This is a genomic window from Shouchella sp. JSM 1781072, assembly GCF_041949915.1.
Taxonomy (GTDB): domain Bacteria; phylum Bacillota; class Bacilli; order Bacillales; family Bacillaceae_D; genus Shouchella.
This window is the reverse complement of sequence record NZ_JBHFQE010000001.1, coordinates 185,201-205,787: the sequence shown is the minus strand read 5'-3', so window position 1 is coordinate 205,787 and position 20,587 is coordinate 185,201. Positions and strand designations below refer to the sequence as shown.

The 20,587-nt window shown below is 41.6% G+C and carries 21 protein-coding genes and 1 riboswitch; all 21 genes read right to left on the bottom strand.

All coding sequences use genetic code 11. The features are described from left to right. Positions 1-16: 16 nt before the first annotated feature. The 21 genes from ACE1TH_RS01055 to ACE1TH_RS00955 all read right to left on the bottom strand — a co-directional run bounded on the left by ACE1TH_RS01055 (position 17) and on the right by ACE1TH_RS00955 (position 20,506). Positions 17-862, bottom strand: coding sequence for a DUF72 domain-containing protein (locus tag ACE1TH_RS01055; RefSeq protein WP_375078242.1), 846 nt, complete (start codon positions 860-862; stop codon positions 17-19). Positions 863-937: 75 nt separating this feature from the next. Then, positions 938-1,330: a DUF1259 domain-containing protein gene (locus ACE1TH_RS01050; protein ID WP_375078241.1), complete on the bottom strand. Its 393-nt coding sequence runs from the start codon at positions 1,328-1,330 to the stop codon at positions 938-940. 102 nt (positions 1,331-1,432) lie between these two features. Further along, positions 1,433-2,830: a Fe-S cluster assembly protein SufB gene (sufB, locus tag ACE1TH_RS01045; protein WP_099301653.1), complete on the bottom strand. Its 1,398-nt coding sequence runs from the start codon at positions 2,828-2,830 to the stop codon at positions 1,433-1,435. Between the two features lie 19 nt (positions 2,831-2,849). Continuing rightward, entirely contained in the window at positions 2,850-3,293 is a 444-nt protein-coding gene (sufU, locus tag ACE1TH_RS01040; RefSeq protein ID WP_099301654.1) for a Fe-S cluster assembly sulfur transfer protein SufU, read from the bottom strand. After that, positions 3,280-4,503 carry a cysteine desulfurase gene (locus ACE1TH_RS01035; protein WP_099301655.1) on the bottom strand — a complete coding sequence of 408 codons (1,224 nt, stop codon included), beginning with the start codon at positions 4,501-4,503 and terminating at the stop codon, positions 3,280-3,282. Before ACE1TH_RS01035 ends, sufU begins: the two co-directional genes overlap by 14 nt. Beyond that, positions 4,500-5,810, bottom strand: a complete 1,311-nt coding sequence (sufD, locus tag ACE1TH_RS01030) for a Fe-S cluster assembly protein SufD (RefSeq protein WP_099301656.1) — start codon at positions 5,808-5,810, stop codon at positions 4,500-4,502. The genes ACE1TH_RS01035 and sufD overlap by 4 nt, the downstream gene beginning before the upstream one ends. Before the next feature lie 51 nt (positions 5,811-5,861). After that, on the bottom strand, positions 5,862-6,653 hold the full coding sequence (gene sufC / locus ACE1TH_RS01025; protein WP_099301657.1) for a Fe-S cluster assembly ATPase SufC: 792 nt from the start codon (positions 6,651-6,653) through the stop codon (positions 5,862-5,864). Between the two features lie 562 nt (positions 6,654-7,215). Beyond that, a complete protein-coding gene (locus ACE1TH_RS01020; RefSeq protein ID WP_176554291.1) occupies positions 7,216-7,365 on the bottom strand; it encodes a YuzK family famiily protein in 150 nt (49 codons plus the stop codon). A 214-nt stretch (positions 7,366-7,579) separates the two neighbouring features. Continuing rightward, positions 7,580-7,909, bottom strand: coding sequence for a carboxymuconolactone decarboxylase family protein (locus ACE1TH_RS01015; RefSeq protein ID WP_099302158.1), 330 nt, complete (start codon positions 7,907-7,909; stop codon positions 7,580-7,582). Between the two features lie 100 nt (positions 7,910-8,009). Next, the gene (locus tag ACE1TH_RS01010) at positions 8,010-8,936 is read right to left on the bottom strand and encodes an ABC transporter substrate-binding protein (protein ID WP_255223760.1); all 927 of its coding nucleotides are present in this window, start codon (positions 8,934-8,936) and stop codon (positions 8,010-8,012) included. Next, positions 8,933-9,475, bottom strand: a complete 543-nt coding sequence (locus tag ACE1TH_RS01005) for a hypothetical protein (protein WP_375078240.1) — start codon at positions 9,473-9,475, stop codon at positions 8,933-8,935. The genes ACE1TH_RS01010 and ACE1TH_RS01005 overlap by 4 nt, the downstream gene beginning before the upstream one ends. 201 nt (positions 9,476-9,676) lie before the next feature. Continuing rightward, positions 9,677-10,516, bottom strand: a complete 840-nt coding sequence (locus ACE1TH_RS01000; protein WP_099301660.1) for a MetQ/NlpA family ABC transporter substrate-binding protein — start codon at positions 10,514-10,516, stop codon at positions 9,677-9,679. 23 nt (positions 10,517-10,539) lie between these two features. Next, complete coding sequence (locus ACE1TH_RS00995) at positions 10,540-11,208, bottom strand: methionine ABC transporter permease (RefSeq protein WP_375078239.1); 669 nt, start codon at positions 11,206-11,208, stop codon at positions 10,540-10,542. After that, positions 11,201-12,223, bottom strand: coding sequence for a methionine ABC transporter ATP-binding protein (locus ACE1TH_RS00990; protein WP_255223762.1), 1,023 nt, complete (start codon positions 12,221-12,223; stop codon positions 11,201-11,203). Before ACE1TH_RS00990 ends, ACE1TH_RS00995 begins: the two co-directional genes overlap by 8 nt. Positions 12,224-12,286: 63 nt before the next feature. Beyond that, a riboswitch (SAM riboswitch) is annotated at positions 12,287-12,395 on the bottom strand. A gap of 58 nt (positions 12,396-12,453) precedes the next feature. Continuing rightward, complete coding sequence (locus tag ACE1TH_RS00985) at positions 12,454-13,737, bottom strand: MFS transporter (protein ID WP_375078238.1); 1,284 nt, start codon at positions 13,735-13,737, stop codon at positions 12,454-12,456. Positions 13,738-13,810: 73 nt separating this feature from the next. After that, on the bottom strand, positions 13,811-14,032 hold the full coding sequence (locus ACE1TH_RS00980; protein WP_099301664.1) for a DUF2553 family protein: 222 nt from the start codon (positions 14,030-14,032) through the stop codon (positions 13,811-13,813). Between the two features lie 124 nt (positions 14,033-14,156). Further along, positions 14,157-14,546, bottom strand: coding sequence for a glycine cleavage system protein GcvH (gene gcvH / locus ACE1TH_RS00975; protein WP_099301665.1), 390 nt, complete (start codon positions 14,544-14,546; stop codon positions 14,157-14,159). 86 nt (positions 14,547-14,632) lie between these two features. Continuing rightward, entirely contained in the window at positions 14,633-14,989 is a 357-nt protein-coding gene (locus tag ACE1TH_RS00970; protein ID WP_375078237.1) for an arsenate reductase family protein, read from the bottom strand. Positions 14,990-15,143: 154 nt separating this feature from the next. Then, positions 15,144-16,928: an acyl-CoA dehydrogenase family protein gene (locus ACE1TH_RS00965; protein WP_375078236.1), complete on the bottom strand. Its 1,785-nt coding sequence runs from the start codon at positions 16,926-16,928 to the stop codon at positions 15,144-15,146. Between the two features lie 20 nt (positions 16,929-16,948). Then, a complete protein-coding gene (locus ACE1TH_RS00960; protein WP_255223765.1) occupies positions 16,949-18,127 on the bottom strand; it encodes an acetyl-CoA C-acetyltransferase in 1,179 nt (392 codons plus the stop codon). 12 nt (positions 18,128-18,139) lie between these two features. Continuing rightward, positions 18,140-20,506: a 3-hydroxyacyl-CoA dehydrogenase/enoyl-CoA hydratase family protein gene (locus ACE1TH_RS00955; RefSeq protein ID WP_099301669.1), complete on the bottom strand. Its 2,367-nt coding sequence runs from the start codon at positions 20,504-20,506 to the stop codon at positions 18,140-18,142. Positions 20,507-20,587 lie beyond the last annotated feature (81 nt).

The following is a 20,587-nucleotide window of genomic DNA, read 5'->3' as shown; positions in this document are numbered from 1 at the left end:
CGCATTCCCCTAGCCATTAAAATAAATCTAATTGTCGAGAGGCTAAATCCTCATACACGATGTTCATATCTTGAATAAGCGTTCGTGCATTCCCTGCCGCATGTCCACCCGAGTTGTTGTTAAACACAACATAAATATTCTCTACTTCTTGAGCTAGCTGCACTAGATTGGCTTCCCATTCCCTAAGCTCTTGCTTATTGTAATCATATAAATAGCGAACCTCTCTCCAATTCTCACCATTTCTTGGACCGTTCCATCCGTGGCGATTGCGACCGTGAAGACGAACGAGTGTTTTTTCTTTTACGGTTGGCTCAAGTATGGTCGGAACAGATCCCTCTCCTGCTTGAGGCTCATCGCAAATACTGTGAATCCAGTTATCGTTGCACATATATTGCAGTGTTTTTTCTTTATATTGGGACGAGAACCAAGACTGATGCCGAAACTCCAATGCCGTTGGATAGTCTCTTAGCTTTTCTCGCACATACCGAAGAACCTGTACGTGTTTTGACTGGACATCAAACCATGGAGGGAATTGACAAAGTACCATGGCAAGCTTGTTTGCTTTTATTAATGGCTCCAATGAAGCCGTAAATGCTTGATACATCTCTTCTCGTGATGAGAAAGGCGATTCATTTCGCGTGTGTCCTGTTATATCTTGATAGGCTTTTACAATAAATTGAAAAGAATCCGGTGTTTCTTTGATCCACTTTTCCATTGAAGCTTGTGATTGCACAGCATAGAAACTCGAATCTAGCTCAACTATAGGAAAGTAGCCAGCATAGGTCTCTAACTTTTGATGAGGTTTAATGCCTTCGTATAAAGAATGATGGTCCCCCCAACCAGTTAAACCAATGTAAATCACATTCCGTTCCCCCAGAGCTGTTTTTTTCTATTTTAACGTAAACAAGTAGGAAATGCGATTCTCTACAACCTTCTTTTACAAAGATCGTAATGTTTGCATTGCATTTGCTGTTTTTTGAGCAAATTGAATCGGTAGGTCAATTGACTGGAAGTGAACATAGAGTAATGTCGGACTTGTGAAGATCCAATGGTTATGAATAGCACCAATAACGATCCCCTGTTGAAGAAGAGCTTGCGTAAACGAGTGAAGTTCTTCTTCTAGAATGACAAACTCACCTAAATTTAACGCAAACCCTTGTTCATCGAATGACTCGAATGTCACCCCAGCGTGGATCGCTCCTTTTGCCCACCTTCCTTGTATCGTAGCAGCAATGTGCCTAGGGATGGTGATGGAACAAACCCCGTTATGTACCGAGCCCTGTCCATGTAGTACGTTTGAACACTGATCACATAAGGACTGCATATTCATAGTCTCACCTCTTCTTTGTATGTACTCTCAGCATACGAAAGAGAAGAGAATTCATGACAAAAAAAAGAAGAGCGACGGTCGCCCTTCTTCTTAAAAATGGTATTAACCGATTGAACCTTCCATCTCGAACTTGATAAGACGATTCATTTCAACGGCATATTCCATTGGGAGTTCTTTCGTAAATGGCTCAATGAAGCCCATAACAATCATTTCTGTCGCTTCTTCTTCACCAAGGCCACGACTCATAAGATAGAACAACTGATCTTCAGACACTTTTGAAACGGTTGCTTCGTGCTCAAGGGTAATGTTGTTATTCAAAATCTCATTGTAAGGAATCGTATCAGAAGTCGACTCGTTATCCATAATCAGTGTGTCACACTCAATTTTAGATTTCGAACCATCTGATTTACGACCAAAGTGACAAATACCGCGGTACGTTACTTTACCACCTTGTTTTGAAATTGATTTTGACACAATCGTTGAAGAACAGTTTGGCGCTAAGTGAGAAACTTTTGCACCAGCATCTTGGTGCTGTCCTTTACCAGCAATCGCGATGGAAAGAACCGTTCCTTTTGCACCTTCTCCACGCATGATAACAGCCGGGTATTTCATCGTAAGTTTTGAACCGATGTTTCCATCAACCCATTCCATTGTTGCGCCACGATCAGCTACTGCACGCTTCGTTACAAGGTTAAATACGTTTGGCGCCCAGTTTTGAATCGTTGTATAACGGCAATATGCGTTATCTTTTACAATGATTTCAACTACAGCACTATGAAGAGAGTTTGTTGTGTAAACAGGTGCTGTACACCCTTCAACATAGTGGACCGAGCTATCTTCATCTGCAATGATTAATGTACGCTCGAACTGACCCATGTTTTCAGAGTTAATACGGAAGTACGCTTGAAGTGGCGTATCTACTTTTACCCCTTTAGGAACGTAGATGAATGAACCACCAGACCATACAGCTGAATTTAAAGCAGAGAATTTATTATCTGCAGCTGGAATAACAGATGCAAAATGTTCTCTAAAAATGTCTTCGTTTTCTTTTAAAGCTGAGTCTGTATCTTTAAAGACAACACCAAGCTTTTCAAGATCTTCTTGCATATTGTGGTAAACCACTTCAGATTCATACTGAGCAGATACACCAGCTAAATACTTTTGCTCTGCTTCAGGAATCCCAAGCTTATCAAACGTATTTTTAATTTCTTCTGGTACTTCATCCCAAGAACGCTCTGTTTTATCAGACGCTTTAACATAGTACGTAATGTCGTCAAAGTTAAGCTCTGAAAGATCGCCGCCCCACTGAGGCATTGGCATTTTATAGAATTGCTCAAGAGATTTTAAGCGGAAGTCAAGCATCCACTGAGGTTCATCTTTCATACGTGAAATTTCTTCAACGATCTCTTTTGTCAGTCCACGTCCAGAACGGAAGATAGACACGTCACGATCCGAAAACCCGTATTTGTATTCACCGATATCAGGCATTTTTTTTGCCATTCGGAATCCCTCCTAATAATTATGATGATGGTTTTACGTCTAAACCTTGTTCAAGTGCTTTCCATGCAAGCGTCGCGCATTTAATCCGCGCTGGGAATTTTGTCACACCCGAAAGTGCTTCAATATCCTCTAAATCGAACGTCTTCTCATCATAGTCTTTTCCTTGCATCATATCTGAAAAAATATCTGAAAGCTTTAGTGCGTCTTCTACCGATCGTCCTTTTACCGCTTGCGTCATCATCGATGCAGACGCAAGGCTTATGGAACAACCTTCACCAGTAAAAACCGCTTCCGTTACTTCGCCATCTTTTACTTTCATTTGAACTTGAACACGATCCCCACATGTTGGGTTATTCAAGTTTACGGTAAGTGCATCTCCCTCTAGCTCGCCGCGATTTCGTGGATTCTTGTAATGATCCATGATCACTTGACGATAGAGTGTATCTAAATCACGAGAAGACATCGCTGAAATACTCCTTTGCCTTGACTAATCCGTTTGCCAGAGCGTCAACATCTTCTTTTGTATTGTAAACATAGTAGCTAGCTCGAGCCGTTGCCACGACGTTCAACCATTTCATTAATGGTTGTGCACAATGGTGACCTGCGCGAACGGCAATGCCTTCTGCGTCTAATACGGTCGCAACATCATGCGGGTGAACATCACCAAGCTGGAATGTCACAACACCAGCACGTTGACGAGGGCCAAAAATCGTTAGATCACTAAGATCCGCTAAGCGCTCAAACGAATAGTCAACCAATTCTTTTTCGTGCTGTTCTATTTCATTAAACCCTAAATCGGTTATAAAATCAATCGCAGCACCCATACCAATCGCACCAGCGATAATTGGTGTTCCTCCTTCAAATTTCCAAGGCAGTTCTTTCCACGTTGAATCATACAAACCGACAAAATCAATCATTTCACCGCCAAATTCAACCGGCTCCATGTTTTCAAGCAATGCTCTCTTTCCATAAAGAGCACCAATTCCAGTTGGTCCACCCATTTTATGACCAGAAAATGCAAAGAAATCACAATCTAGGTCCTGCACATCGACTTGAATATGCGGAGCGCTTTGTGCGCCATCTACCGCCATTACTGCACCATTTCGATGAGCAATTGCCGCAATCTCTTTAATAGGATTTACAGTTCCAAGTACATTTGATACGTGCATGACGGAAACAATCTTAGTTTTCTCTGTGATCGTATTTTCCACATCATGTATAGAAACCGTACCATCTGCTTGTAGTGGAATATACTTAAGCGTGGCGTTTTTACGTTTCGCCAGCTGTTGCCAAGGAATGATGTTGGAATGGTGTTCCATTGGGGTGATGACGATTTCATCCCCTTCTTGAACATGTTCATTCCCATAGCTTTGGGCAACGAGATTTAACGCTGTCGTTGTTCCTCTTGTAAAAATAATTTCTGCTGTATCATTCGCATTGAGGAATGCTCGGACTTTGTCTCGAGCACCCTCATATTCATCTGTAGCAATTGTCCCTAGTGTGTGGACACCTCGGTGAACGTTTGAGTTATAGCGACGGTAATAATCATCAAGCTTTTCAATCACTTGAATCGGCTTTTGTGAAGTAGCCGCACTATCGAGATAGACGAGCGGATTTCCATTCACATGTTGATCAAGGATTGGAAAAAGCTTTTTTATCTCCTTAGCGTTCATCGCTGCGCCTTTCTCTCAATAACCGAACGCATTTGTTTACGAACAGACTCAACTGGGAGCTGCGCAACAACTGGCTCAAGGAAGCCATGAATGACAAGACGTTCTGCTTCAGTACGAGAAATACCGCGGCTCATTAAGTAAAACATTTGTAGCGGATCAATCCGTCCAACAGATGCTGCGTGGCCTGCTGTAACATCATCTTCATCAATTAGAAGAATTGGGTTTGCATCTCCACGAGCACGCTCACCTAGCATAAGCACGCGCTCTGTTTGCTCACCGTGAGACTTTGTTGCTGCTTTTTCGATTTTCGAGATTCCGTTAAAGATACCTAACGCTCGTCCAGTCATAACACCATGCTTTAAGATGTACCCTTCAGAGTGCTTCCCGTAATGCTTAATGAGCGTCGTGAAATTCTGCTTTTGCTGACCTGTTCCAATTGTAACAAGTTTCGCATCTGCAAACGAACCGTCGCCAATTAAATACGTCGTATTATCTGCAACTGTGTCCCCGTCGTTCATTTGACCAAGTGCCCACTCAATGCGGCCATCACGCTCAACATGTCCACGGCGCACAATGTATGTTGTTGTTCCTTCTGAAAGCGTATCAACGCCGCCGAATGAAACGCGAGCACCTGATCCAACATAAACTTCAGCTACAACGTTTGCTACTTTCACGCCGTCACCATAAGCTGCGTAGTTTTCAACGTACGTTACGGAGCTATTATCTTCTGCAACGAGAAGAACGTGATTAAATAGTCCTCCGTTTTCTTTTGAAGATGCATAAAGCGCTTGTAATGGCACTTCCACATGTACATTTTTAGGTACATAGATGAAAACTCCGCCAGTCATAAGCGCGGCATTCATCGCTGTCAATTTATTTTCGTCTTGACCAACGGCTTCAGAGAAAAGGTATTTCTTCACTAGATCGCCGTTTTCCACAACAGCTGTGGCAAGGTCTTTGAAGATAACGCCTTTATCTACTAATTCAGGCGCATTCGTTTGATAGACCGTTGATGCATTATCTTGAACAATTAAGCTGTTCCCTGTCGCATCTTCGTCCAAGTATTCGCGAATATCTGCCGAAAGCTCGTCCACTGCTGTGACAACTTTCGATTGACCTAAATCTTGCGTGAAGTTTACAAAATCCCAGTTATGGATTTTTGTTTTATCTGGTTTAGGGAGTTCCAAAGACTCTACTTTTTCAAGAGCTGCTAAACGAAGGTCGCTCAGCCATTTTGGTTCATTATTTAATTCAGAGCGCTTTTGTATTTCTTCCGCTCCAATCATTGGATTTGTCTCAACTGACATACAATACCATCCTTTGCTGTTTTATCGTTAAAAGCAATTTTGTTATCTGAATTACGCTTCTTGACCAGCGTCGATTCGCTCGTCTTCAATTCCAAGCTCTTCTTTAATCCAGTCATAACCTTCTGCCTCAAGACGCTCAGCAAGTTCAGCTCCACCAGATTTAACAATACGACCTTGCATCATTACGTGTACTTTGTCTGGCGTAATGTAGTCAAGCAAACGTTGGTAGTGCGTGATAATTAGGCAACCAAAGTTCTCTCCGCGCATTTGGTTTACACCTTCCGCAACGACTTTTAATGCATCGATATCAAGACCAGAGTCAATCTCATCTAGAATGGCGATACGCGGATCAAGCATTAATAGTTGAAGAATTTCGTTACGCTTCTTCTCACCACCAGAGAAACCTTCGTTTAAGTAACGCTGTGCAAACGATTGATCCATATCAAGAACATCCATCTTCTCGTCCATTTTACGAATAAATTTCATTAAAGATAGCTCATCGCCTTCTTCACGGTTTGCATTGATCGCTGAACGCATGAAATCTGCATTTGTAATCCCACTAATTTCACTTGGGTACTGCATTGCTAGGAACATACCAGCACGGGCGCGCTCGTCCACTTCCATTTCAAGAACATCTTCGCCATCCATTGTGACTGAACCAGATGTGATCTCGTATTTTGGGTGACCCATAATCGCAGAAGCAAGTGTTGATTTCCCTGTTCCGTTTGGTCCCATGATTGCGTGAATTTCTCCACCATTTATTTCTAAATTAAAATCCTTTAAGATTTCCTTATCGTCAATAGAGACGTGTAGATTCTCAATCTTTAAGTTAGGTACAGACATGTGTATTCCCTCCATGAATTAAGCAAGTCTGCTAGCTTGAGCAGACTTGCATGCTTTTTTTAATGATTATCAATCTATTCTCATTCTAATTTTATAACAAATACTCATAGACTTCAAGAAGACGGAATTAGAAATATCCGCCTAATCTAAATCTGTCTCAATTTAAATGAATGTCTCCACTCAAAATTGGTTCAACTAAGTCGTATACAGAATAGAATGGTGGATACTTTTGGCATAAACATATCATCCGTTTCCACCTCGACCTATTCCTGCTAGAGTCGTCCCTCATTCTCCAAACGGGGCATCCACTCATTTGTGAACATGACTTTATCAGCCCTTTTGAAAAAAATCCATTCTTATAAAAATATGCACATAAAAAGCACGGACAACTGCTGCTTCTCACGGACAGCGCTTGAGCCAAATACTCTTGGTTCTATCGTCGCTGTTCATTCCATTAAAGTCAACGTTATGCGTGCTATTAAACAATATGCTTCATATAAATGTCGCTTTGATAAAGTGTTTTTTTAGCTGTGCGCCAGCTATGCAAACACTTGTAAGGGTATTAGCTCGTATGGGATTGAATCGATCGAACAAGCCGGTTACAAGCATCATGTTCTTTTGTTCGCTCTCGCTCAATTTGCAGTCGTTTGTCAAGGCTGCTTTCATATTCGGCATAGCTTACTCCATGTCTCTGCTGTAATCCTTTTTCCATTTCACTTGTGTAGGAAAGTCGCGTGTTCGTAATTGTCTCTCATCCTCTCTTGTTTTAAGGGGGATCTCTCTCTTTTCCCCAACATCACTTATTTTACAGGTTTTCTTTTTTCACTTCAAAAGAAACAGAGTAGCATATCCGCTACTCTGAACCTCTATTCCCGACTCTATTCAATTTAAACGTCTTCTCCGCAATGTTTCTTCTGTTTCCGCTACTATTGAAGGGAATTGCCAAATTCACGGAATGCTTCTTGCACGAGGGTTGCCCCTTGGCTAAGCGCTGCTCCACTTCCAAACGCTGTTGCAACGGAAATGGCTTCGAGGAGCTCTTCTTCTGTACAACCATTATCTAAGCACCCTTTTGTATGATAAATCATGCAATACTCATCTTGTGCATGAATACTCATACCAAGAGCGATCAGCTGTTTATGTTTTTTAGAAATGGCGCCATCTTTAAAACATTGTTCCGTAAATTCATTATATTTCTCAGCAAAAATCGGCATTTTCTCTTCAAATGTACCTACGCCTTTTTTATATTGCATCATATGATGTTCTGTTGATGTATGTCCTTCTCGATTCAAAAAAATCGCTCCTTTTAACGTGATACCGATAGTATGAGCGATTTAGATCTAGGCATACAAAAAATTATTCAAATGCTTCTGGATAAGCCGTTTCCGCTAGAATGCGCGTTGCTTCAGTAATTCTCGGTCCTGGACGATCCATAATATCTGGCGGCATTTGCTCAAGGTTGTCGTTTTCAACTGCATCAATTGTATCCCAACCATCACGTTGACGAATCTCTTCAAGCGGGGCTTCTGTGTAATGAACTGTTGTATAAATGAACTCCGGATCACGCTCAATAACCTGTTCATCACTAATGCTCGTCCAGCCTTGTACATCATCAAACACATTTTGTAAGCCAGCAATTTCAATCATTTCATGTTGGAATGTGCCTGTTCCTAACGTCCAAATATCTGGAGAAGGGCTAATTTCAAAATAGACAGAGCGTTCCTCTACACCTTCTACCGCTTCAGCAATTTCATCGAACTCCGCATTCATGTCATTGATTAACTGCTCGCCTTCTTCTGGTACACCTAACGCATCTGCAATCAATTGAATATCTTCAAAGATATCGTCCATTGTTGCAGCAGAATCGATTGCAAAGGCAGGTAAATCAAGGTCATTCAGCTGTTCCATTTCATTATTTCCATATTCGTAACCGATAATAATATCAGGGTCAAGTTCAAGCATCCGCTCTGCATATGGATTTTCAAATTCAGCAACAACTTCAATGTCTTCTACTTCTTCTGGATATACGTCTGTATCAGACACGCCAACCACTTTGTCTCCTTGACCAAGAGCAAAAATGATCTCAGTATTGCTCGGTAAGATGGAAACAATGGTTTCAGGTGGTTCTTCAAACGTAAACTCCATACCCCGTGCATCTTCTACGGTGTACCCTGTTTGTTCTTGATCTTGATTTTGCTCTTGTTCGTTTTGCTCTTCTGACGAATCCCCACAAGCTGCTAGCACAAAGCTAAGCGCAACTGCAGAAAACATGAGTTTTTTCATTCTGATTCTCTCCTTCTTTTTGGATAAGATTGACTCGAAAAGGGAATTTCCTCCACACCTGCTTGTTTATTTACACAAACTGCAAGTAGGAACAAAACGTTTGCAAGTAAATGCGTGTAGTCAAACAGCAACTTCGGAACGTCTTTCTCTAAACTAACTTTATGTAACGCTCGAACAGATTTCTTTGCTTCACTTCGAGCAACGTGAAGCGCACTAGCAGCAGGCGACCCTTGAGGCAATAAAAATTGTTGAATCTGATCTCTTACTTGCTCTTCATAGGTATCATAGATTTCACTCAACCAATCAAGCTCTTCTTGCTTAATCGCTTGATTTCCGCGGACAGAGCCGTTCAAGTGGTACGCTTGAGCTGTCAGCTGCAATAACAGCTCCCTCATTTCCGGTAACCCTTCAACCAATCCAGCCGCTTGTCCGATCCGAACGGCGAGCGAATCTGTACGAATTTCAAAATCAACAAGTGATCCATTTTCCCTCATATATGGGTAACATAAGAACCGCATATCCTTTTTTGAACTCAACATATCCCCTCCTTTTTCCAGTATTAACCTTACACAGGAATTACGTCATCGTGCAACTATTTACCCGGGAATTAGTAAGGCGCTTTATGACAGAAGAAAAAACGCCTCAGATCACTCTCTCCGGTCAGAGACGTCCATTCTCATCACAAAAAACTGACGGACTATCCGGAGAGCGCTTTTGTCTGAAGCGCTTATGAAACGAATTTATTCAGCTGGAATCACAGCACCGTCGTACGTTTCTTCTATAAATGACTGAATCTCATCCGATTTCAATACATCTACAAGTGCTTGAATCGCTTCGTCATTCTCATTCCCACTTTGAACAACAATTAAGTTCACATATGGGTTATCTTCGCCTTCAATGGCAATCGCTTCTTCAGTCGGAGAGATATCAGCGCCTAAAGCATAGTTCGAGTTAATCGCAACGACTTCTGCTTCATTGTTTTGATAAGCTTGCGGAAGAAGTTCTGCGTCAGGGCTCATGTTAAACGATAAGTTTTTCGGATTATCCACAATATCTGCTTCTGTTGCTTCTACTGAAACGCCATCTTCAAGCGTAATAACACCATTTTCTTGCAACAAGGAAAGAATTCTTCCTTGGTCCGCAACCGAATTACTCATCATTACCGTCGCACCGTCTGGAAGATCATTTAAATCCTCATAGTCTTGCGAATATAAGCCGATTGGCTCGACATGAATGGCACCTGCTTCAGCAAAGTCATAGTTTTCATTTTCGGCTAGTTGACTCTCTAGGTATGGACGATGTTGAAAGTAGTTCGCATCGACTTCGCCATCCGCTAAGGCACGGTTTGGTAAAATATAGTCTTGTGCAATGCGAATATCAAGTTCAATCTCTTGTTCCTCAAGAATTGGAGCTGCTTCTTCTAAAATTTCCGCATGAGGGATGTTTGATGCACTAATACGGATGGTTGTTCCCCCATCTTCATTCTCAGCCAATTCATTGTTTTCATCTTCACTTGATCCACAAGCAACGAGTGCCACGGATACACCTGCAATTCCTACTGCTTTTAAAAATTTATTCATATGAACTCTCTCCTTTTCCTCTTTTATCTTTTATCTGATCGATTGACTAAGAAATCGCCAATCAATTGAAATAGAAATACGATCGCTAGTATAGCCACTGTTGCCATAATCATGACGTCTGTGTTCGTCCGCTGAAACCCTTCCTGATACGCTAATGTACCAAGTCCCCCGGCACCGATCGTTCCAGCCATGGCTGTGTAGCCAATTAATGCCACAGTCGTTACGGTAATGCCTGAAATTAAAGCAGGCATTGATTCTGGTAGCAATACTTTGAAAATAATATGAAGATTGGATGACCCCATTGCTTGTGAGGCTTCGACTACACCTTTATCTACTTCTCGAAGGGCAATCTCCACCATTCGTGCATAAAACGGTGCTGCACCGATAATTAGCGCAGGCAACGCTGCACTTGGCCCAAACATCGAACCAACAATGGCTCTCGTAAAGGGAATAAGCAAAATGATTAAAATAATAAACGGTATGGATCGAAAAATATTTACAAAGGCACCGACAAGCGTATAGAAAAATCGATTCTCCCAAGGATTTCCCTTTGCGGTTAAATACAAAAACAAGCCTAATATAATCCCTAATATAAATGTAATAGCTGCCGCAATAACGGTCATATACACCGTTTCATAAGTGGCGAGCCATAAATTCTCCCACACTACATTTGGAAAGAGTTGATTAAGCATGTTTAATCACCTCGACTTCCACTTCTTGTTGACGAATAAATTGAACCGCCTCTGCTAGCGAATCTTGCTCGCCAGCTACACGGAGATACAGCTTTCCATACGACCCTTGCTGAAGCTTCGAAATGTTTCCTTGAAGGATCGAGACGTTAATCGGAAATGACCGAATTAAATCAGTGACAAGCTGTTCTTCTGCCGGGTTGCCAATAAACGTTAACGCAATGACTTGCTCACCACGTTGAAGCGTGATATCTTCTGCGATAAAATCATCCGCTTGAACTTGCGCTACTTGCTTCACAAATTCTTTCGTCATCTCTTCTTTTGGTCGTCTAAATACATCAATAACCGGACCTTGTTCAACAATTTTGCCATCACTCATTACGGCCACTTCATGACAGATCTTTTGAATAACATGCATTTCATGCGTAATAAGAACAATCGTTAAATGTAGTTTTTTATTAATATCCGTTAAAAGATCAAGGATCGAATCGGTCGTTTTCGGATCAAGAGCAGAAGTCGCTTCATCACACAAGAGCACCTTTGGGTTGTTTGCAAGGGCACGAGCAATGCCAACCCGTTGCTTTTGGCCACCGCTTAGTTGCGATGGGTAATTATCTTCTCTTCCGCGTAGACCGACTAAATCAATTAACTCTTCAATCCGTTTTTTACGTTCTTCCGTAGGAACCTTCGCGACTTCAAGTGGAAATGAAATATTTTCTTTTACCGTTCTTGACCAAAGTAAATTAAAGTGTTGAAAAATCATCCCTATTTTCTGACGCTCTTCTCGCAACGCTTTTTTTCCAAGAGAAGCTAGTTCCACACCATCTAACGTAATTTTGCCTGTTGATGGACGTTCTAATAAATTCAACAATCTGACTAGGGTACTTTTTCCAGCCCCACTATAGCCGATAATGCCAAACACATTTCCTTTACCAATCTGCAAATCGACATGATCCACTGCTTTTACAGTTGATGTTTTCGTCGTATATGTTTTGCTGATTCCTTCTAACGAAATCAAGTTGTTCCCCCCAATAATTAAAAAAACCTTCCTGTAAGATGACAGGAAGGTTTACCTATGGTCATCTCATCTCTCAAAGCATAACTGCTTTGCAGGATTTAGCACCTTCAAACATAATGTTTGCGGTTGCCGGGTTTCAACGGGCCAGTCCCTCCACCACTCTGGATAAGAAATATTTTATTAAGATAATATGAGCATCATAGCATGCGAAGCCACAGCCGTCAATCCTTTTATGAACCTACGTGCTTTTCCATCTCTAGTTTATTCAGTTTATCATGTTCTGCTACCTTTTTTTGAAAGACAAATAAAAAGAAGACTGATCCTAATACATACAAGCATGCTGTTATGCAAAATACAATAGCATAGCCTGTATAAGCACCATACGATGCAACGATGCCCATTGAGATTGGTCCCATAAGCGCCCAGCCTAACTGGAATACCATTTGTGTAACGGAATTTGCTGTTCCCCTCATTTTCGGGTGAACGAGCTTCATGACAAGGGCAGCTTGAATCGGGTTTCCAGCGTTCATTAACGCTTGCCTGAATAAAAATCCAATAACGGCGAGCCAAATCATATTTGTAAAAGCCGTTAGCAGTAAAAACGGTATCGACCCCATTTGTAAGATGAAAACCGCCCTGACTTCTCCAACACGATTCACAACCTTTGGCCCAATTAGCATTGCAAAAACCGTCATTGCCTGACCTAGAGCGAGAATAAATCCGATCATGGAATAATTTAAATCAAAACGATCATTAAAATATAAATTTAAATATGGAATAACGAGACCGGATCCAAAACCAATTAATAAGCTCGATACGGCAAATAAGCTAATTAGTTTCCACTCTTTGCTTTTAGGGAAACGAGAGAGTCCCATAGCTACTTTTTGTACCTTTTCAATTTTCACGGATTCTTTTACTTTCCAAAGTGGAAAAAAGGAAACGAGCGCTAATGTGCAAGCAAGAAACAACGTGATCTGAATGGCTTGCTGCATCGTCAAAGCGGTAAAGGCAAACAAACTATCTGCCAACGTGCCACTAAATAAATGGCCGATCACATTTGCAGCCATCATTAGTGCTGCATGAAGGGCAAATAATTTCACACGTTGCTTTTCTTTAGAATGTTCTGCTAACAAAGGAATTGCCGACACTTGTAAAAACGCAAAGAAAAACCCTGTTAAGCTTGCACCAAAAAGCAAAAGCCATTCTGACGTTCCAAATGAACGAATAATAAAGCTAAGTGCGAGCATACTTGCACCAATTAAGAGCATCTTTTTTCTTCCATAACGGTCGCCTAATAAGCCTGCGGGTAATAAGGCAATGGCCGTCGCCGCAGCTTGAAAAGCGATGATTGTACCATTAAGTGTATCATCGTAACCTAATTCTCGCACATAGAACGGATACATAACCATAAAAATACCCATTGCAATATTGAAACAAATCGATGAAACAAAAAAATATCGAACAGTCTGACTATAAGGTTGGAACGTTGATAACAGATTTTTTCCCCTTATCATGTATGTACCCCATTTAGCGGTTATTTCGTCTCTCTAAGTAAGTATACGAAATACCCGCTCATATGGGTAGCCTTTAATGCCAACTATCCTCAATAAATGACGTTACTTCATGCCAGTTTTCATTTTGCGCTTGAAAGATTTGTTCCTTATCAAAGATAAAGCCATTACTCATATTATGTTGAAGGCCTTGACTCGTCTCAATGACTTCCCCAATCATTGCTCCGTCGACGTAGAGCTTTAGCCGACCTCCATCATATTTTGCGACAACTTTTTGAGTGATATTTACGTTTTCCATAAACTCCTCCTTCGGCCTCTCCGCCTACAATTATCGTATGTATGGAGAAGCCTCACTATCCGAGGGAAGATAAGCCAGGAAATTTAAAACGCCCATAGAGAAAGATCTCTATGAGCGTTTATTTTCAATCTTCTTCGTTTATCATGCTGCTGTACTCACTAGGAGACATGAGCTTGTCCAATTCATTCGCATCCGTTGGCTCCACAACGATCATCCATGCTTTTTCGTATGGGGATTCGTTTACAAATTCAGGCGAGTCATCTAAATCCTCGTTCACTTCGACAACTTTTCCGCTTATCGGTGCATAAAGCTCTGATACAGTTTTTACTGATTCAACGCTGCCGAAAGGCTCATTCGCTTCAATTTCATCGCCTACTTCTGGTAATTCAACAAATACAATATCACCTAGTTCAGACTGGGCGAAATCTGTAATCCCAATTCGCACATTTCCTTCTTCAGTTTTTACCCATTCGTGTTCTTCGGAATACTTTAATTCCTGTGGTAGTTTACTCATGTTTTCCCCTCCATTGTAACGTTTTCGTCATAATCATACATGAAAATCACTGTTTCGAAAAGAATAACTTGTTTGACAACAACGGATTATGCCCAGTTTGCTTGAAACTGATCTTCTTTAAAACCTAGTGTAACCGTCTTTCCGTCAGTCACAATGGGGCGCTTTATTAGCATACCGTCAGAGGCAAGAAGTTCGTATTGCTCCTGCTCGCTCATTGCTTTACGTTTGTTTTTCAAATCAAGCTCACGATATTTTTTTCCACTTGTATTAAAAAACGCTTTTAGCTCTAGACCACTTTTTTGATGAAGCTTTTTTAACGTTTCAGCATGCGGTGGCTCGTCAACAATATGAATCGCTTCATATTTGACGTTGTGTTCGTCTAGCCATTTTTTCGCATTTCGGCACGTTCCACATTTTGGGTATTCATAAATTGTTACGTTCATTAATTTTCCTCCTCAAACCATCTCATCTACAAGCATTTTAACATAATTTAAAAGGAAACAGCGAGTCGCTGCTTCCTTTCTGAGGAGAACGCTCCTTGCGAGAGGAGCATTTATATTTTTTTTGAGGGATAGCCCTCAAAAGTGTAACCAATCGTTAAACAACAAATCTCTTTTCAGCAATAACCGCTTTCGCAATTTCTCTCTTCTTTCCGACAACATTAATTGGCGTATGTCTCGTTAATTTTTTCAACATTGAAAGCATCGTGCGAAGCGTATCGCCTTCCTCCACATGCACAAGCGCTTTTTTCGCATTCGCTTCAATACGATTCATTGCTTCTTGCGCAAACACTTGCGTCATTAACAATTTTTGGTTCTGTGCTTCAACTGACGATTTCGCAATTGCTTTTTCTGTCCGTAAAACAACAGACTCAAGCGAATAAATATCATTCACGATATCTGCGACTACCGCTAACACTTCTTGCTCTTTATCTAGTTCAGGACCATATTTTTGCGCTCCTGTACCTGCAATCATTAAGAAGATTTTCTTTGCCATAGAAAGCAAGTACTTCTCTTGCTCTAACGGCTCATCGCCTACTTCTTGTGGCATGAGCATCATTAATTCTTCTTGAAGAGCAGTCGCCTTCTCTAGGAATGGCAGCTCGCCTTTCATCGCTTTACGCATTAACGTACCAGGAACAAGCATCCGGTTAATTTCATTCGTTCCTTCAAAAATCCGGTTAATTCGAGAATCTCGATAAATACGCTCGACTTGATATTCAGCCATGAACCCGTAACCACCATGAATTTGTACCGCTTCGTCCGCAACAAAATCAAGCGTTTCGGAACCATCAAATTTATTAAGGGAACACTCAATTGCATACTCAGCAATCGCTGATGCTACTGCACGGCCATCTTTTTGTTCTTCTTCTGAAAGACTTGCAAATCGATCTTCAATTAAGCCGCCCGTACGATAAATCGCACTTTCTGATGCGAAAATTTCTGTCGCCATCGAAGCCAATTTTTCTTGTATTAATGTAAATGATGCAATTGGTGTTTTAAACTGCTTGCGCTCGTTTGCGTAGTTTGCTGCTAGCTCAAGCGCGACTTTCGCTCCACCAATACACCCAACACCAAGCTTGTAACGACCAATGTTTAAAATGTTAAACGCAATGATGTGACCGCGTCCGATTTCACCTAGTACATTTTCCACAGGGACTTTTGCATCTTCTAATACTAGTGTACGTGTGGATGAACCTTTAATACCCATTTTCTTTTCTTCTGGTCCAGTTGATACACCATCAAACTCTTTTTCAACGATAAACGCCGTAAACTTTTCACCGTCAATTTTAGCGTAAACCACAAAGACATCAGCGAAAGCAGAGTTTGTAATCCATTGTTTTTCACCGTTAAGAACATAGTGTGTGCCTTCTTCATTTAAAACAGCTGTTGTTTTAGCTCCTAATGCATCCGAACCAGAACTTGGCTCTGTTAGCGCGTACGCAGCAAATTTTTCACCTGTTGCAAGGGCCGGTAAGTATTTTTCTTTTTGCTCATGTGAGCCGAAGAAAACAATTGGCAAAGAACCGATCCCAACGTGAGCGCCGTGACTTAAACCAAATGCCCCTACACGACTAAAGCGTTCTGAGATGAGAGAAGAACTTATCTTATCTAAACCAATTCCACCATACTCTTCTGGCACATCTGCTCCTAATAAGCCTAACTCTCCAGCTTTTTTCAATAATCGAGTCGTGTGTTGGAACTCATGGTTTTCAATCGCATCAACATAAGGTTTCACATCTTTTTCAATGAAATCTTCAGTCGTACGCGCAATCATCAATTGCTCATCAGTAAAATCTTCTGGCGCAAAGTACTGTGATGCGTCAATATCTTCTAGTAAAAAGCCGCCACCTTTTAATAAATTGTCTGTTGCTTCACTCATTGTTATTTCCTCCTTATTAGTTAAACGAGTTCAAATACTCCTGCAGCACCCATGCCGCCGCCAATACACATCGTCACAACGCCGAACTGCTGACCGCGTCGCTTCATTTCGTGCGCTAGGGATAAGGTTAACTTCGAACCTGTACAGCCTAGTGGGTGACCGAGTGCAATCGCGCCACCGTTTACGTTCACTTTGTCGTGATCAAGTCCTAACGTGCGGATAATTGCTAATGCTTGCGATGCAAATGCTTCATTTAGTTCAAACAAGCCGATATCTTCTAATTGCAAGCCCGCTTGACGTACCGCTTTCGGAATCGCTTCAATTGGACCGATCCCCATTACTTCCGGTGCCACGCCAGCAACTGCAAAACTTCGAAATTTCAGGATTGGTGAGAGTCCGCGCTCAGTCGCCTCTTCTTTTTCCATTAATAATACGGAAGCAGCGCCGTCACTCATTTGTGATGAGTTCCCTGCTGTAACCGTCCCCTTTAATTGAAATGCTGGTTTTAGTTTTGACAACGTCTCAAATGTCGTATCTGCTCGCACACCTTCGTCCACAGAAACCATTCTTTCTTGCACACTTACTTTTCCATCTTCACCTAACACCTGCTCTTGAACATGGACTGGTACAATCTCATCTTCAAAATACCCATTTTGAATAGCTGCGGCAGCTCGTTTATGACTTTCTGTCGCAAATGTATCTTGATCTTCACGACTAATGCCATATTGACGTGCGACTTCTTCCGCTGTGTAGCCCATTGACATATAATATTCGGGTGCTTCATCAATGAGTTTAGGATTTGGCTTAATCACGTGGCCGCCAATTGGAATCATGCTCATAGATTCTGCGCCACCTGCAACGATAATTTTGCTTTGCCCGAGCATAATACGTTCTGCTCCGTAGGCGATCGTTTGAAGTCCTGAAGCACAATAACGATTGATCGTGACAGCTGGTACAGATTGCGGAATCCCCGCTAGAACACTTAAGTTACGGGCCATGTTCATGCCTTGTTCTGCTTCTGGCATCGCACAACCAATAATCACATCTTCAATTTCATTTAATTCAACATTTCCAGCTCGACGTATTGTCTCTTTAACAGCCGTAGCGCCTAAATCATCTGAACGTACGTGTGCGAAGGCACCTCGTTTTGCCTTTCCAACAGGCGTCCGAGCACCTGATACAATGACAGCTTCCTTCACGTGTGACCCCTCCTAGTTACGTAATGGTTTTCCTTTTGTAAGCATATGCTGCATCCGTTGTTGTGATTTTGGTTCGGCGATCAGACTTAAGAACGCTTCACGCTCAAGGTCGAGTAAGTATTGCTCATCAACAAGCGTGCCTTCTTTTAAGCGACCCCCAGAAATCACAAACGCTAACTTCTTCGCAATTTTTAAATCGTGTTCGGATGCGTATCCACCCCACTTCATCATTTCTGCACCTAACATCAATGTCGCGTATCCAGCTTCCCCTGTAACAGGAATTTTCTTTCTCGCTGGTGCTTGATAGCCTGCATTAAACAGAGAGATGACTTTTTGTTTTGCGGCATGGTTAACGAATGAATCGTTCATGACGATTCCATCGCGATGATTCATAAAGCCGTTATCTTTTGCTTCAGCGGCAGAAGTTGAAACTTTCGCGGTTGCAATCGTTTCAAACGTTTCCCGTGCTACTTGCTGCAGTTGTGCTGGTGAGTTGCCGTAGCGCTCTAAGTTACGAAGGTATAATTCTTTATTTCCTCCTCCACCTGGAATAAGACCGACGCCAACTTCAACAAGACCCATATACGTTTCGTGACTCGCTTGGATACTTGCAGCTGGTAAACTGATTTCCGCTCCGCCACCAAGTGTCATTTGGAACGGCGCTGTTACGATCGGAACATTTGAATAGCGAATTGTAGATGTTGCTTGCTGGAACTGCTTCACGACCATATCAAGCTCAAAGAAATTGTCATCTTGTGCTTCCATGAGCATCATCATCAGATTTGCTCCAACGCAGAAGTTCTTGCTTTCATTTCCAATGACTAATCCTTTAAAATTCTTTTCTGCTTCTGCAATTGATTTATTTATCATTTGAATGACATCAAGACCTATGGAATTGTTTGGTGATGTGAATTTTAGTAACGCTACATCATCGCCAATATCAATCATGGCAGCACCAGTATTTTTCATCACCGTATTTGTCTTGATTAAATGATTTAATGATAGATACTTTTCATGTTGGCGAATCGGCACATATTCTTTTGCATGAATAAATTGACCGTCTGTATAAAACCCTTCTTTCCCTGATTCAAACATCTCTTCAACCCAAGTAGGAAGCGATCGTCCGTCCGCTTTCATCTTCTCTACGGTCTGTCTGAAACCAAGTGCATCCCATAATTCGAATGGTCCCATGCTCCAGCCGAATCCCCAACGCATCGCTTCATCTACAGCTAGCACATCGTTCGCAATCTCATACGTTTTTTCTGCCGTGTAAAGAAGGACTGGACTAATGATATTCCATAAAAGTTGTCCCGCACGATCATCGGCAAACACAACGGTTTGAATTTTTTGCTTCTTAGACTTTAAGGCTTTCGTTTTTTCAATAGACGGTGCTTTTAATTTTTTTCGGTCTTCATACTCCATCGTTTCAGGATTAAGTTCATAGATGACGCCATCTTTTTTTAAGAAGAAGCCTTGGCCTGCTTTGGCTCCTATCCAGCCTTTTTCTGCCATCTCACGCATAAATCCAGGTGGGTCAAACATCGCTTGCTCGTCTCCACTCGTCACGTCGTACACGTTTTTGGCAACATGTAAAAAGGTGTCCAAGCCGACCACATCGAGAGTACGGAATGTAGCGCTTTTAGGGCGACCGATTAATGTTCCTGTAACCGAATCCACTTCTCCCACTGAATATCCACCGCGCAGCATCTCATGAACGGTTACGAGTAAGCCATACGTTCCAATTCGATTTGCAATAAAGTTTGGTGTATCCTTTGCTTCAACAACTCCTTTACCAAGGGATTCTTCTGCAAAAGAACGGACAAAATCGATTACTTCTTGATTTGTTTCCTTCACCGGAATCACTTCAAGCAGCTTTAAATAACGAGGTGGATTAAAAAAGTGTGTGCCTAGAAAATGTGCTTTAAAATCAGCACTTCTACCTTCTGACATCGCTTCAATCGAGATCCCTGATGTGTTGGAGGAAACGATTGAACCTTCTTTTCTTACCTCATCAATTTTCGCAAACAATTCTTTTTTTGCATCCAAATTTTCAATAATGACTTCAATGATCCAATCAGCTTCACTTAAACGACTTAAATCATCTTCTAAATTTCCAGTTTCAATCAATTCAATATTTTTCTTTGAAGACAGTGGTGCCGGTTTTTGTTTTAGGAGTTTTTTAACTGCTGTATCCGCTAATTGATTGCGCGTATGCTTTTTTTCAGCAGTAGCAACACTAGACTGTGTTTGCGTTTCTTTCTCTTTTGGTACGATGTCGAGTAATAAAACAGGCGTTCCTGCATTGGCCAAATGAGCAGCAATGCTTGCCCCCATTACACCCGATCCAATGACCGCAGTTTTCTTTATATGACGTGACATGATTCGTGTCACCCTCCTCTCATATTAAAAACGAATGAATACTCATTCATTTTTTGAGCCAAAAAAAACGCTCATGTCATA